At 37.2% G+C, this 16,202-nt stretch carries 11 protein-coding genes; 2 read left to right on the forward strand and 9 right to left on the reverse strand.

Features of this window, described 5'->3' with window-relative positions; all coding sequences use genetic code 11:
* Window positions 1-3: 3 nt before the first annotated feature.
* From ACFQ0N_RS33095 to ACFQ0N_RS33115, 5 genes are all read right to left on the reverse strand, one after another.
* Window positions 4-1,761, reverse strand: coding sequence for a hypothetical protein (locus ACFQ0N_RS33095; RefSeq protein WP_379334386.1), 1,758 nt, complete (start codon window positions 1,759-1,761; stop codon window positions 4-6).
* Window positions 1,762-2,008: 247 nt separating this feature from the next.
* Window positions 2,009-5,842: a glycosyltransferase family 2 protein gene (locus tag ACFQ0N_RS33100; RefSeq protein WP_379334387.1), complete on the reverse strand. Its 3,834-nt coding sequence runs from the start codon at window positions 5,840-5,842 to the stop codon at window positions 2,009-2,011.
* Window positions 5,843-5,851: 9 nt separating this feature from the next.
* Window positions 5,852-6,883, reverse strand: coding sequence for a class I SAM-dependent methyltransferase (locus ACFQ0N_RS33105; RefSeq protein ID WP_379334388.1), 1,032 nt, complete (start codon window positions 6,881-6,883; stop codon window positions 5,852-5,854).
* Window positions 6,884-6,911: 28 nt separating this feature from the next.
* Window positions 6,912-8,186, reverse strand: a complete 1,275-nt coding sequence (locus ACFQ0N_RS33110) for an ABC transporter ATP-binding protein (protein WP_379334389.1) — start codon at window positions 8,184-8,186, stop codon at window positions 6,912-6,914.
* A gap of 20 nt (window positions 8,187-8,206) precedes the next feature.
* A complete protein-coding gene (locus ACFQ0N_RS33115) occupies window positions 8,207-9,007 on the reverse strand; it encodes an ABC transporter permease (RefSeq protein WP_379334390.1) in 801 nt (266 codons plus the stop codon).
* Window positions 9,008-9,455: 448 nt separating this feature from the next.
* On the opposite strand from ACFQ0N_RS33115, the gene ACFQ0N_RS33120 reads away from it, so the two are divergent.
* Together ACFQ0N_RS33120 and ACFQ0N_RS33125 are read left to right on the forward strand one after the other, a co-directional pair.
* Window positions 9,456-11,924 carry an O-antigen ligase family protein gene (locus ACFQ0N_RS33120; RefSeq protein WP_379334391.1) on the forward strand — a complete coding sequence of 823 codons (2,469 nt, stop codon included), beginning with the start codon at window positions 9,456-9,458 and terminating at the stop codon, window positions 11,922-11,924.
* 121 nt (window positions 11,925-12,045) lie between these two features.
* On the forward strand, window positions 12,046-13,593 hold the full coding sequence (locus ACFQ0N_RS33125; protein WP_379334392.1) for an S-layer homology domain-containing protein: 1,548 nt from the start codon (window positions 12,046-12,048) through the stop codon (window positions 13,591-13,593).
* Between the two features lie 407 nt (window positions 13,594-14,000).
* Here ACFQ0N_RS33125 and ACFQ0N_RS33130 read toward each other — a convergent pair whose 3' ends face one another.
* The 4 genes from ACFQ0N_RS33130 to ACFQ0N_RS33145 all read right to left on the reverse strand — a co-directional run bounded on the left by ACFQ0N_RS33130 (window position 14,001) and on the right by ACFQ0N_RS33145 (window position 16,059).
* Entirely contained in the window at window positions 14,001-14,186 is a 186-nt protein-coding gene (locus ACFQ0N_RS33130) for a hypothetical protein (protein ID WP_379334393.1), read from the reverse strand.
* 151 nt (window positions 14,187-14,337) lie between these two features.
* Window positions 14,338-14,538, reverse strand: coding sequence for a hypothetical protein (locus ACFQ0N_RS33135; RefSeq protein ID WP_379334394.1), 201 nt, complete (start codon window positions 14,536-14,538; stop codon window positions 14,338-14,340).
* On the reverse strand, window positions 14,535-14,690 hold the full coding sequence (locus ACFQ0N_RS33140; protein ID WP_379334395.1) for a hypothetical protein: 156 nt from the start codon (window positions 14,688-14,690) through the stop codon (window positions 14,535-14,537). Before ACFQ0N_RS33140 ends, ACFQ0N_RS33135 begins: the two co-directional genes overlap by 4 nt.
* A gap of 460 nt (window positions 14,691-15,150) precedes the next feature.
* Window positions 15,151-16,059: a hypothetical protein gene (locus ACFQ0N_RS33145; protein ID WP_379334396.1), complete on the reverse strand. Its 909-nt coding sequence runs from the start codon at window positions 16,057-16,059 to the stop codon at window positions 15,151-15,153.
* Window positions 16,060-16,202: the final 143 nt, after the last annotated feature.

A 16,202-nucleotide genomic window follows, 5' to 3' on the forward strand; every position in this document is an offset into this window, starting at 1 on the left:
CCATTACTGATCAATTGGATTTCCTGTTACAAGTGTTTCTATAACAGCATCATCAAACGTTTGTACATCGGACCAGCTAAACCCATGCTTTTCAAAAACTTCAGGGCTTGAAACATGTCTCTTTTCTCCATTTTCCACATAGAAGACTCTACCTAAACTGTCTCTAATCAGCATACCATCTTTAATTCCGTCAAGCCCTTGATTATTTACACTTTCAATACTTCTATAGTAACTATTCTCTATATATACATTTTTCTCTACAGGATGGTTTGGATTAATAGCAGTGTAGTTTGCTTTTATAAATTCAAATATTTGCTTGGCAAAATCAGAGAACTTATATCCCCATACATCACTATCTGGTTCGAAAATAATTAACTTAGGCTTACTTGTGTTTAAATCGGAAACTATTTCATCTGAATATACTTCAGCAAACCAAGGGACAATTGAATATGCTTTACTGGCTGGTTCTCTATGATTTCGAATATATGACTGAGGATACAAAATACCAACCCATATTTTATCCTCTTGCGTCGTATACTTTTGAATATAGCTATCGTAAGGATAGGCTAGCATTTCACTGACAGGTTTAGTGAAGTTTGCCCCAACATTAGGTAGGTAAACATTTAAAGATAATAGAAATAACATGAAGGTCAACATACCAATTACTGTCTTTTTGAATCTAAATGAAATATTTTCTAAGTTTAACGTACCATTGAAATAACTATTAATTACGGAACCTGTACAAAAAAAGGTCACAACATAGTAGGGTATAGCATGAAACCACGTAAACCCTCGAATACTAGTGAATCCAATGAAAATAAATATAATGACAGCTAGTAGTTTATTCTTTTTAAATGTCTGAAAAACATAAAAAAGTGTAAAAATTAGTAATATTAACCCAACTAAATCTTTTTCTGCTGAAAAGGTAGTTAAAGTATTTGAAATGTAGCTAATCCAACTTGTAGATATGTCCTTAAATACGGCGATTGTACTTTCCCCAAATCCATTCGTGTATTTACTGTAAACTTCACGATTTAGAACATAAGCCTGTTCATAAAAATTTTTCAAATTGCCAGTAAAGAAATAGATAATAATAAAAAATAAAAAAGGCAATAGAAGAGTTACTGATAATTTGACATACATTCTAATCTTGTTTACATAGTCTTTGAATTCCTTATTGGATTGTACTTCGCACAGTACAAAGCCTAATCCAAGTATAAACACCGTATATACACTTACGAATGCCGACATAATAGAAATAAATATAGATAAGGAAATAATAATCATACTTTTCGTTGTTAATTGTTTAGTATGCCAATACTGTATAAATTCCAAGAAAACAAATAATATACAGTATGCCTGAAATACATCACTTAAAATCATGTGACCCCAATGAAATGTAATTGTTAACGGATATAAAAGTATAATGACATATACTGTTATCACACCAAAGTAACCACTATATCGCTTGTAAATAAAAATCCAAGTAGCTAGAATCACAATACTCATGCATATTCTAAATGTTTCGTACTCATAAGCCCCAAACAATGCAAAGAATGACATGAAGTAATACACAAATGGTGTATGTTGAGAAAAGAAACCACTATATATGTCCCTTCCACTTATAACAGATAATGCACCAAGCATATTATCAGTTTCATCAACAAAATTCATATAACGATGATACAAAAAAAGCAATAGATATGCTAGCGTAAAAACCACAATTGGTGTTTTATGTTTTTTTAAATTACGAATATTCAAAGCCACTCCCCCAAATATCCTACGTTAGTTTTTTAATCATGATTGACTGCTATACGTTATAAATCTGTGAGAATAGTCTTCAACATAAAGCCGGCATCCTGGGAACAAAACTACCTTAATTTCTTCTACTCAACTTATGAACCAAATAAACTACACGCGTTTCTATTCCTTTTCATAAATATTTACTCCTCATTTTCAACTTCATCTGTGTTTTCATCCATTTCTTCCAATACCAGAAAAATTATATTTACCGATATGGCTCACCAAGTGAAAAATCGTCTCGGTCACGAGAAAGGTTTGGATTATAACAAGGATCATTATTTAATAATTGAGCCCACCTTCTTGTCATCCACTCAATCTCTCTTTTAAATCGCTCCATTTTTTCAGGGGTATCTTCACTGCCGCGGCTTTTTGATTCATAGTGATAAAGTTGCACATGAGGTAGCCACACGTTGTAGTATCCTTTCTCCCAAATCTTTAAGCACAGGTCTACATCATTAAAAGCAACCTGCAACTCTTCTTCTAGTCCCCCAACCTCTTCAAACACTGCTTTCCGAACCATTAAACAAGCCGCTGTTACTGCCGTATAATTTGAAACTACTTTCAAGCGGCCAAAGTATCCTGGGTGATTAGCAGTCATATTTTTATGGCTGTGACCTGCAATTCCTCCAACACCAAGTATAACCCCTCCATGTTGCAAAGTATTATCAGGATAGTATAAACATGCTCCAACCGCCCCTACTTCACTACGCATAGCTTGTCCAGCCATTTCAGCAAGCCAATCTGGAGTAATAACCGTTACATCATTGTTTAAGAGTAAGATTAACTCCCCCGTCGCTTGAGCAACTCCAAAATTATTTAATTTTGAATAATTAAAAGGTATATCATAATAATGTACACTAAACCTTTCCGGCTGAGCCTCTAGCCAATGTTTATACAAATCAAAGATAGCACTATCATCACTGCCATTATCAATAATTATGACTTCAAAATTATTATAACTTGTCTTTCCAAAGATTGAGTCCAGACAATCGCTTAATATTCGCGTCATATTTCTTGTCGGGATGATAATAGAGATTTTAGGATTACTAACAGGTTGATATCTCACTAAGTAAACATTTGCTAACCCTTCAATTGATTCGACTGTTGCATCTAAACCTCGTCTTATAATTGTATCCTCTAAAGCACGCAACCCAGCAACATGTGTATAATTTTTGGAAGAACTATTTAAGGCTGTGGAACTCGGTATACTTCTCCAATGATAAAGTATTTTAGGAATATGGAAAATATTTCGCGTATGCTCTGAGACCCTTAGCATCAAATCATAGTCTTGGCTTCCTTCGTACCCCACTCTAAACCCACCCACTTTTTCAACCAAATTCCTTCTATAGAGCGTGAGATGGCATGTGTACATTTGCGACATAAGCATATCAGGTGACCAATCAGGTTTGAAGAACGGAGAATGTCTTTCACCTTTTGTTGATATTTTATCTTCATCACTGTATATTATATCAGCATCCATATGCTTGTTTATAAGAAGAATATTTTCATACAAAGCATCTACAGCCAGCTCATCATCATGATCCAGCAATGCAATAAATTCACCTTCAGCCATCGCTAATGCATCATTCGATGTCCTAGAAATATGTCCATTTTCCTCCCTATACTTTACCTTAATTCGCTTATCAGTTCTACTAACTTCGTCAAGAACTTTTTTAATATGTAGTTTGGTAGAACAGTCATCCACAATACACAGTTCCCAATTGTTATAAATTTGTTTTTGGACTGATTCTATACATAACCTTAACCAATTTTCCTCAACATTATATACTGGAATAAGAACAGAGACTAATGGTTGATACTTTAATCCCGCCGCTTCCTTCTTCAACTTTTCATATTCATCATTTGTCTTTTGTTCCAGACGGATAAAGTCAGAATACTCTAGAATACCTGCTCCCACTGGAGTTTCTGCATGAATCCGAATTTTACGATAAGCACCCCGCAACCCATCACGCTTTGATATTAAAATAAACTTCGAGATCATCGACTTCATCGTCGCAAATGACAATCCATGAGTTCTAATAAACTGTCGTAATGGTCGGCTTAGAAGTTCTAATTTAGAAATTTTCCGTGCTCTGAAATCAAATAGAGAAAATGTTTGCGGTTTATCACCGGGGTCTAGACGCAATCTTTTAAGTTTATTGGGCAGTTTTACAAGGGCACTTTGCTCATGTTCATTATTTCTAGTTAGTAATCCTACTTTAATGAATGATTCTGCGGTCATACCTTCGCCAGAATCATAATACAATTGAAGTGTTACTGTTTCTTCTTCTGCTTTCCCTCTATAATAAAGTTGTACCCATCCACCAAGTAAAGGACCATTCCACTCAAACTGCGGGTCATTTCCTGTTGCCACCCAATCTGATGTTGAATCTCCCACTTTCGCCAAGTGATGAATTGGAACTAAATGAATCTTCTTTTCACCCAACAACTTTTTAATAAACGATTTCATTTTCATTTTCAAATTTCTGTAAGTGGCAGCCGCGCTTCGAAGAGGTTTTGTCAATTTCCAAGAGCGGCTCCCCTCCATATATTCAATACGCTCCCAATAAATTCTGTTCTCTTCTTTTTTGTTTAATAATTCTTCATTTAATTCATGTAACTTTATCTTTGCTTTATCTAATGAGTCTAAATAAACACTACGAAACCTTTTTAACTCTTTACCATGATTTTGGAAGTCTGTACTAAGAATGTCACCAATAGTCGTTGAGACTTTCATTGTAAATTCCAAAACAGCTTTACCTGACAAATTTAAATTCTCAAAAATAAGTTGGGGATCGTCCCCAATTGAAATTCCCCTAAATATTTCCTTATCCCATAAAAGTTCAATAGTTCCAGAAACCTTTAACTCCTGAGTTATATCTAACTTTTCCCCACGTTCTCCTAATATAATAATTTTGCCAATCTCGATTAAACCAGTACTGATTGTCGGATCCACTCTAATTGAATGGATTCGCTCGGTATCTAGTTCAAAAACATAAGTCTCCCAAGTATCGACAATTAAAGTTTTCCATGTAGACTTACCTTCACAATATTGTTCATCTAACTTATCAGTCCAATACACTTGAACATAATTAGTAGGTCTCTCAATAACTTCAGGAACATTCTGAATTTCGTCTTCAACAGGTGGAATTTGATAATATTCACAGCACAATTCCCATAACTGGGTTTCCAAGTGCTTGAAGATATCGTTAAAATATACAGCCTCCAACACACGAGATTGTAATTCAATTTCTTTCAACAGAAAAATGATTCTTAAAAAGCTTAAATCAATCTTAGGGAGAAGCTCTTCAAATGCATTATACTTGAAGCAAATATTAGAATCCCTCTCATAATGAACTAGACGCAACAAATCGACCCACCCAAGATAGGTTTGATGGGTTAAGTCAAAATCAACAATGTATTTATCCCCGTCCTTACAAATGATGTTTTTAAGAGACAAATCTCCAGTAGTAATAGATGGGCCTGATAATAAAAGGTGTTGATTATCTCGAAAATCCTGCTCAAGACGTGCAACAATGTGTTTATCTATCGTTAAGCTATTTATCGTCTTACAAATTGTACTTACTTCTCTTTTAAATATGCTTGTACTATTGTTACCTTCACTACTTGTGGTTTGTTGTTGAATATATTCAAATACTTGCTTCACCATACTAACAGAAGAATCAATAGATAAGTGCCTTCTTTGTATCGCTTCTCTAAGAGTGATTCCTTGAATATACTCTTCGACAATATAAAGGTAACTCCCCATCTCAAATGTTCCATAGACTTTTGGTGATTGAATAATCTCATTCTCCGACAACAGCCCTTGTAAGTAGTGAATCATTTCTATATTGTAGCCTGATCGAACAGATAGCTTTTTTACCGAACATATCAGCTTTCCTTCTAATTTAACTAAATATCGAGTAGTTGCTGCTTTAGCCGCGCGATTGCCGCTACTATTAACAACTTTAAATGAAAGCTTTTTTATTTGATTTTCTTGAGCAAGACCTGCTTTAATTATTGCATTAAATAAATCCATACTCTTCGATCATCCCTTCTTTCTTAAAACAAACCCATACGAAGGACAAAAGTGATGTGCAATCTTATTCTTCGCAAGAGTCTTATAGAGCTCTTTTAATTCGAGTGATAATACAATTTGGCCACCATCAGAACCGTCATATTCTTCTATGTCATGCAGATGATTTGTAAAATAATCGTTAACCTCTTCCAAATCAATCATCATACGAATAAGTTTATAGTCTGGAAAGCAACCATACACTTTTTCAACTTCTAAATTAGCAATCTCAAACATTTCATAATATTCTTCTAATGACCATGTTTTTGATGGTAGACTTTTCTCATTATTTAACTGAAATTTCTTGTCAGCTTCATATTCTGAAAGGTAAGTCAAGTGAGGGATACCTGTATGATCATCTTTTACTCCTTGAATATATTTTGCACCCAAACTATTCTCAATACCTATATATACAATTCCACCAGGCTTCAAAATCTTTTCTGCCTTTCTCAATGCAGTAATTTGGCAACTTTTAATGGTCTCAGTTACTTCTTTACCTGCACCTATCCATTCCAAAGAACCATTAAAAACAACTAAATCGAATACCTGATCTTGAAATGGAAATGTAGTAAAATTCCCTTGAATAAATCCAAGATCTACACTTTCCTGATGAGCGATCTCTTTTAGAATGTCCAAACGATTTCTTGTGAGATCAAAGGCAACACCCAGCCCCCGTCGCGCCAACGGAATTGTAATCTGCCCCCATCCGGAACCTACATCTAGATATACCCCATCATCCGGTATTGGTAATATATCCAGGAATTGCGCTCTTCCTGGATCAGTAATTATTTTGTAAAGCCACGGGCTATTCTGAAAGAAGTCATCCTTAACAACTTCCCTCCAGTTTTTTTTTTTCAAACGGTCTATCATACTCTTCTCGTCACTAGAAGACATGTCTGCATAATGTCCTGAATAAGCTTGTTCTACAAGAAAAAGGGTATCAAGTTGGTCTACTTCAGACCCAGCAGTTACTAACTTTTTAAATAATTCTTCACGTTTTAGCAATTTAAACCCTCAATTCACCATGTGGAATTTAGTAGTACTCGATTCCAATAACACTTTCTAAATTGGCCACCCCGAAACTTCGATCCCCAGGTAAAGGCAAAATCTTCAATTCAATAACATCGTATCGTCGGTCAAGGGGGATTATATCTCCATCTATTAACTCAACAAATCCTAGTGAAATAAAGTAATCCCCAGGCGCCAGTCTCATATGTTGATCAAATGTGATTGTTGCAGTTTCATTTTGATCCAATGTTTTGAAGTCCATATTCTGAAAGTAATTATTCGTCCCGTATACTTCTAATCCTTTTACAGTTTTTATCGTCATGGCATAAATTGGCTGTTCGATTCTCCTTAAAGCCTTCACCCTAAAACTAACCTTAATGGATTCAGCTGTTGTAATAGTCTTAACAGTCTCATTTTTGCAATTAACAACCGAAAATGATTCAATCCTGCCATCAAAACTCCCATAGCGGTACTCGTTAGAAGAGTTAACATCAAGAGAATTAGCACCTGTAAATTCTCCCTCTTTTTTGTTGTGGGACTCTACTTCCACTCCATCTTTATTGATCTCGGTGTGTGAATAGAGGATTCTCGTGTAATGATTGACCACATCATTTGGATTCCCTATCTCTACCAGCTTACCTTTATCAATTAATATAACCTTATCACAAATCTGTCGAATGGTTTGCATATCATGAGATACTACCAGAATCGTTTTACCAATGTTTTTCAACGCCTTTATTTTCTCGAAGCATTTTAATTGAAATCGCCCATCTCCAACTGCTAATGCTTCATCTACAATTAAAATATCTGGATCAACATTAATCGAAACAGCGAAAGCAAGTCGCAAATACATACCGCTCGAGTAAGTTTTAACAGGCTGGTCGATAAAATCGCCAATATCAGCAAATTGCAATATTTGTTCTAATCTCCCGTCAACCTCTTCCTTACGTATACCAAGGATCGCTGCATTTAAATATACATTCTCCCTACCAGTAAACTCAGGATTAAACCCACTGCCTAACTCTAGTAATGCAGCCACTCTACCTTGTACTTTTACTTGTCCTCCAGTCGGAGCCAGCGTCCCCGCAATCATTTGAAGAAGCGTACTTTTTCCAGAACCATTCCTCCCAATAATCCCGACTGCTTCCCCTTGATTTACCGCAAAAGAAACTGGTTGCAGCGCTGTAAACTCCTGATAAAATTTTCTATTTCGAATCAATATTTGTTTGAGTCTATCTATAGGTCTAGAAAATATTCTAAATGTTTTAGTGACTCCAACAACTTTAATTGCTTCACTCATTGTTAATAATCTTCACCCTTCTATAAAACATCGGCAAACCCGTGCTTAGTTTTCCGAAACCACATTAAGCCAACAAAACAAATAAAACCGGATATAAGCAATTGAATTAAAAATCCATCCAGCGCCGGTATCTTTCCAAATAAAAGAATTTGTCTAACATCATCAATGAAGTGTGTTGCAGGGTTTAATTGATAGAACCATAAAAGTTGCTTTGGAATGACCTCAACTGAATAAAAAATAGGACTTAAGAGCATTAATGCTTGTACTGCTACTCCAATAAATTGTCCGATATCTCTAATATAAACCCCAAGAGATGAAAGTATCCATGAAAATCCTACTGTGTAGAATATTAAAGGTAAAATTATGATTGGTAATAACAATAGCGTCCAATGTATCATCCCTAACAATAGAAAATTGGCTATAATTAATAACGTAAAGTTTATTACCGCGTTTACTAATGCAGTTCCTAGAGCAATAACCGGGAACATTTCTAATGGAAAAACAACTTTTTTCACATAGTTTGTATTACTTATAATCATAGAGGGAGAGCGTGAAATTACTTCTGTAAATACAGTCATTGTTGAAAGCCCACAAAATATAATAATTGCAAACTCTACTTTATTAGTGCTACCAGAATGCCATCTTGCTTGAAAAATTTCACTAAAAACAAATGTATACACACACAGCATAAATATCGGTGTTAGTATCGTCCATAGAAAGCCCAAATATGATCCTTTATAGCGACTTATAGTTTCTCTTTTAATAAATTGAAGAACTATATTTTTATTTCTTGCAATATAACTTAATATTCTTGATACCATCAAATTTCATCTCCACAACAACTATTTATGCTTGAGTCAATGTTACAGTTTAATTATTCTAAAGCAAACTACAAAAAACAACAGCCGTATTCTCCAATTTCCGCCAAGTCGGACTTTATGTAAAAGCTAAATTAATAAGTCTATTGTACCATGGAGGCTGATTCAAAAACAGTTCCTTTTGTTTTCAAATATAGCATTTACTAAAATAAGTATTGGCTAGTCAACCCCTTGGACACCAAATAACCCCAAGTATTAAAGATCAAGTTGTGATAAATCTTATAAATCCCCTTAAACTCTCAGTTATTTATGGGTCCGCTAACAGATTTTTTTTAAACTTAATGAAAATCAAATTTCTCATCCCTCTTCCGATGGATTTACAAAATAAATTTTGATAGAATAGTTATTGCCTAACATGTCGAATAATGTATCCCCACAAGGAGTTTATTAAATGAAAACCAAGAATAAGGCAACAACTACAAAAAAAAATGCTGAGTACAACTTTTCACTCATTCAATGGACATGCATCATTTGCGTATCATTATTCTTTATTATTTCTCCCTTTTACAGCGGTTTATTTAATGGCTATGACGTCGGGCATGAAAATAGATTATACGGTGGACTTCTTGCCACCTTTGTAATAGCCGCGCTGTTCACATTTTTTTTCTTTACCAGATTCCAAATTAATAATTATAAATCTGTATTCTCTATTCTAATGCTACTACTTTCTACAGCTTATTTCATTTCTTCTTTTAACGCAGCGTCCATACATTATGCACGCAACATGGTGATGATTTCGCTAGCAATTACTGCCTTTTTTATGTTTGGTCTTTATTTTATTACTTTAGACGCAACAAAACGGTGGTTTGTTTCGTTAATACAGTATTCAATTTATTTTGTTGTCGTATTTGGCCTCATAAATCTCTTCGGCCAAACGTATTATCCGGACGCACTTTGGTTAGCCGATACAAATTACCGTTTGACTTCAGTATTTCAGTATTCAAATACTTATGCAGGTTTTTTAATAGCGGCACTATTTTCTAGTTTATATTTAATTGTTCATTCTAAGCGTTGGTATAATGGGATAATTCACGCATTGATGCTTGTGCCCATATTTTTGTCTTTTTTACTTACCTATTCGCGCGGCGCATTAGTACTTGTACCATTTTTGCTTTTAATAATCATTCCTTTTTTCACTGTGGCAAGACAAATTATGTTTTTGTTTTACTTGTTATGTACAGCTTGCGTATCGTTTCTTATACTAGGGACCATTACATCCAACTACGATGCAATAGCCCGAATTGTTCAGCCACAAAATGATTTTGATCCAGCTGCTCCAATTTCATTTTGGAGTGAACTACCTTTACAAAGCTGGGGACTTCTTCTTGCCGCTTCTGTACTAACAGTAGGGATTGTACTTGTCAGCATTAAATGGCTGTACCCATGGATTGAATCAAAACTCGCTGCATTTAGTCAAAAAAAATGGTCATTTGCAGCAATACCAGTCCTTATTGTAGGTGTAGGTCTAATACTCTCAATTTTATTCATCAGTAGTGGCGAGATTAGGAAAGTATTACCTGAACAGATAGCTAACCGGATTGAGTCAATAAACTTCCAACAGCATAGTGTGCTTGAACGTGCAACATTTTATAAAGATGCCCTTAAGGTCCTAATGGATTATCCTTTGTTAGGTACTGGTGGTGGTGGTTGGACTGCTATTTATCAGGAATATCAAAGTAATCCTTATTCAAGTAACCAGGCACATAGTTACTTTGTGCAAACTCTCGTTGAAGTCGGTGTAGTTGGTTTCATAGTGTTGGTAGCTACTTTATTCTTGATCTACTTCGCATTTATTAAATTATACATCCGACATAAAGAATTACGTGGAAATCATTTTATCTTTTTTATCCTTTCAATTTCAATTCTAGTTCATAGTAGTATTGACTTTGATATGAGTTATCTTTACTTGAGTGTCTTTGTGTTCTTTTGTCTTGGTGCAATGCTCGCCCCCTATAACGATCAATTAGTCATTTCTAAGTGGGACAATTATAATACTCCAAAACTTAAGTATATAGTTCCTTCACTTTTTGGAGTCATCATGATCATTGCTTTATCCTGGACAATACGTCAGAATTATGCCAATCAATACTATGGACAAGCAATGCACAAAGCGGCAGTAGAAAAACTAACACTTGATAAACTTTTGCCAGACCTGGATAAAGCTATCAATATTTCACCCGAGAATCCAGCATTTACATTAACAAAGTTAGATTGGCTATATCAAGCTTACCAACAGTCTAATAATAAGAGTTTTGTCGAGCAAAGTCGCCCATTAATTCAGCAGCTAAAACAGTATGAGCCTTTTAACGGGCAATTAATTTTTGCAGAGTACCGCAACTTTAAAAACTCTGGTGCGTATAAAGAAGCAGTAACAACTTTAAATGACGGTATAGCTAGATTTCCATGGGACATTAATTTTTATGAAGCTGCTATAATGGAGCATTATTTGCTCGGCCTTTCAACAAATGGTACTGATCAGACCAATACAACTGAGAACTGGAATAAGTCATTAAGCATATATTCTGAAGTATTATCTAAAATGAAACAATTAGAATCACTGCCTGAAGGTCAACTACAGGGAAGAATATTTGAACCAACTCCTTTGATTAGACGGGCTATTGGAGCTATTTACTTTTATCAAAAGGAATTTGAATTATCTGTGGAGATTTTGCAACCCATAACCTTGCAACCTCTACAATCTGATAATCCCAACAAAGATCAAGTTGTCCGCGAAGGCGTTCGGTATTACTTGGCATCTCTTCAAAAAACAGGGAAACAAGATGCTGATTTGGAAAACTCTTTATTTTCAATTGATCCTCAACAAAAAATATTGCTAAACCAATTAGAGAATAATGGATAAAAATTAATTATTTTTCACTTCCCTTTTTTCAAGAATTAGTATATAATCTGTTCTTGTTGCAAACGAAATTATATGTGATAAAATGCTTTTTATTGTATTGAAAGGAGGTGAAATCAAAATAATGAAGAAGCTTCTTATAAACAAAACAGCAGCTGTCCTTGTTTTCGCCATGATGCTATCCATTCTTACTCCTATTATCGCTTTTGCTGCGTCTTTCCAGAATGTTAAGCAAGACGGTAATAGAGTAACAGCGGATGTGTACCTGACTGACTCCGAATACCAACAATTAGGGACAGACAAGACCAAAATCACTGTAGGTGTTTATGGCAAAGATGGAGTTATTACTTCCGTCTATGCGACATATAACACTTATAAAAATGCTTTTGTGCTTGATTACACCATTACTGAGAATACATATTTTATGTATGGTTCAGTAGCCACTGACACTTACCAATACAGTGGTGGTGGTGGATATCCTGGTTTTCCCGGCGGTCCTTTCCTGCCAGGAGGTAACGGCATTGTCAACTCTGACGGTACTGTAAACAAGGCTGCTCTGATCGCTGCTCTTAAAGCAAATGAACACGCGGTGGTAATGACTCCATCTGATGTTGTTTATTTGCCAGCTGACGCTCTCATCGAAGGAAAAATCCTGACTCTGAAAATGGAAGATGGTACTTCCTACACTTTGCCAATCGCTGCACTGAAACTTGAAGAGCTTGCTAAATCCCTCGGGGTTGAGCTTAAAGATCTCATTATCCGTGTAGAGATGAAAAAAGTAACTGGTGAGAATGCAACTAAATTGGAAGAAGCTGCTAAAAAAGCAGGTGTTAAAGAACTTGCTAATGCAGTTGATTTCAAAGTATTTGCAGTAGCAAACGGCAAAGAGAAAGAGTTGAAAAACTTCGATCAGTACATCACTCGTACGCTGCCTCTGAAAGAAGAGCTTGCTGATGCGAAGAAAGCAACTGGTGTTATGTTCGATCCTGTTACAGGTAAGCTGAGCTATGTCCCAGCTACTTTCGCAACAGAGAACGGCAAATCAATTGCTACTCTTCTGCGCAAAGGCAACAGCATCTACACTGTAGTTTCAGCAGAAGCAATATCCTTCAAGGATATTCCTGCTAACCACTGGGGTAAAGCTGAGATTGAAGCTCTTGCAGCTAAGCTGATTGTTCAAGGTACTGGCAAAGACTTGTTCACGCCAAACCGTAACATCACTCGTGCTGAATTTGCGACAATGATCGCTCGTGCACTTGGTTTGGACACTAGCGCGACAACTTCCTCCTTCAAGGACGTTGCATCCAATAAATGGTTCACTGGCGCAGTAGCAGCAGCTGCTGAAGCTGGTATCGTTAAAGGAACTGGCGCTGGTAAGTTCTCACCAGACGCGAACATCACTCGCAAAGAAATTGCAGCTATGGTCGTTCGTGCATTGGCCTACACTGGTAAAAATGTAACGCTGACTGATGCTGAAGCAACACAGGCGCTTGCAGCTTATACTGACGCTGCTAACCTTGGTTGGGCAAAAGGTGAAGTTGCAGCAGCTATCAAAGCGGGTATTGTTAAAGGTCAATCTTCTACGAAAGTAGTTGCTGACGCTAAAGCAACTCGCGCTGAAGCTGCTACAATGATCTACCGTACGCTGGATCAAGCTGGATTCATTAACTAATCCAATTTAAGAAGCACCCTTTGGGGTGCTTCTTTCCTATTTAATAAAGCGCTTCTAGGTCCTCCAAGTTGGGAATCGCACCTGAGAGTTTTTTGTCCTTGCATATGAATTCATAGTAGTCGCAAGAGAAGTCGTCGAATACTGATAATTTTGCTGCTAACACAAGATGTCCGTCAGTTGATGGTGCAAGTTGTCTTGCTGGTGATGGAAAAACTGTCCGAACATGAGGAAGAGAAAGGGAAAATCGATAATTCTCCCTAGATGTCGCACTTAAGTATATGAACGTCAATGATCTGATTTTGTTTTGAGTGCCATAGATAAAACAGTGCGTACATACTTTGTTTATCAACCGAGCGGCACCACTCGAGAACCAATAGATGTCATCGATTGTGACATTGGTGAAGATGTCATGCTCCGTGCCGGTGAATGTCAGTGACCGCGAATGTAATCGCCTGTCTAAGACCGCTCGTAATGCGAAAGCTTTGCACTGTAGGTCGATGCGCCGGCGGATCGCCGCATGCTTGCTGATTGAGGAAGATTCCAAAACCCACTCTGACCGACCAGGATGAGCGCCATGGGCTTTGCGCATCCATATTGAAGTTGAACTTCCTCCAGAATTTCACGATGCAACTGGCGTTTAGTGTCACCACGATAAAACTTGGATTTGCAGCCGAGTTGTTCAATCAATCCTTTGTTGAAATGGTGGGGCCAGCTTGGAGTCGGACAAGTAAAGCGCTTTGTACTTCACCGGATCCAGCACTTCGGTGAGCCGTCGAATCGTCGTCGTTTTACCTGTACCGCATCGCCGGTGATGACCGTGAACCACTGACGCTGTGCAACGTATTCAAGATACCCGAGCGTTTCCTCCAGCATGATCAACTCATGCAACTCACTCATGCACATCTCGCGGGAAAGTCGACCGACCGAGACCGTAAAAGGACTCAAACATGACCACCCTCCGTGCTCACCCGGCGGTAGGCTACAGTAGGAGCATGCTGCGCCTTGCGATCCCAGTTGCGTTCTTCCGCTGCCGATAACAGCCTTGAAGTGTCTGCCGCTGCTACTTTCCCCAGATGCTTCGGCAGCGCGGTGGACAATTGCTAGCGCGTTCATCGATGACAAGCTCACGCACACGCCACGAAGTATGGCTTTGTACTCGAGTGTGAGCTCCAAGATTTCTGCCGGGTCGAATGCCACATCCATCGTACAGCCGATGGGATGGTAGGCCATCCTCGTACTTGCGCCTCATGAAGCTGATGCAGCCGGGTTTGTCGACCTTGCGCGTCTCACAGTGCAGGAAGGCATTCGCGAGCTCAACCAGATCGACGAACCGAAGAGGCTTTTTGTCGTTGCGGTATACGGTTTCTGGGTTGTATTCGGAATACGGCTTTTTCTGATATCACTCTAACAGCCGCACCTGGAACAGTTCATTCAGCCGCTGCAGCGTGGTTTCTCAAGCGCAGCTTCGCTTAGGAACGCATCGACCACGCGATTGAAACGTTCGCCTTGCCTGCACTCCGGCAAATAGGGCTTCGCAAATAGCAGACCGATGAATTGTTATTCCGACCTTGATACTGTTTCTTCTTTTATAGATTCACCAGTAGTAGAATGTAAGTTTCCGTTCTTGAGTAAAGTTGTCTTCACAATACGGTTCGCTGGTCTATCAACCCATAGATAAGTTTCATCTACACGATCAATACCTTGCCCCGATCCATAAGTCGGTGGCTTTATTCGCTCTACAAAATTGAAATTCTTTCCGTCAAAGTGATAATGATCTAGTCCATAGGCATATTCCATTCCAAAATGATTTGATCCATGCAAGTTAGCATAAAGCTCACCGTCTTCAAAAATTATTCCTTGGTATCCTCCCTCTTTCTCAAAACTTGAGGACAGTCGATATTTCTCAAGCAGATTGAATTGCTCATCGAATCTTCGTATTTCATTAATGTCATGGTATACAATCCAAAACGAGTTATCGTAAAAGTCAACTGATTCCGCTGAGCCTTCACCAATATAATACTCATCCACGATCTTCAATGAATTTAGATCATATTTAACAACCCTACTCTCACGTAGGTTTACAGATAATTGAGCGCTACCGCCGTTAAAGTCATATACCGGCACATATAAAGACCCATTAATCACACTACCATCACCAAATGACATAAATTTTCCAGTTCTGCTTTTTTGGGTGTATGCTTCTGTTTTCTCCTTTATAAACTTACCATCAAGTGAGTAAACAGAAATAATGTTGTTAAGCTCAAATTTTTCGTCGCGATCTGAAAATACATAGATGTTGTTCCCATCTGATGCAACTCCCTGCCACATACGATAATCCTTTAATCCACCAAAGTACGAAATAGATGGAATATTTTTGTCCTGATTGAATATCTTAATGATCCCGTAGATTGTAATTGGGGCTACAACAAATAATAATACAAGCATAAGTGCTAGTCTCTTCTTCAATTTATCGCCTCCAACAGTAGATCTATAACTTATCTTTATACTTTTCTATAAGGCAGGGGTTCAGAGAGAATTTATATTCTGTATAGTCATTGCATTTTTTAACGAAAATAAATGCTCTGATAGTGTAATTTTACCCGTTTACT

Source organism: Paenibacillus sp. GCM10027626, from assembly GCF_042676285.1.
In the GTDB taxonomy this organism is placed as follows: domain Bacteria; phylum Bacillota; class Bacilli; order Paenibacillales; family Paenibacillaceae; genus Paenibacillus_Z.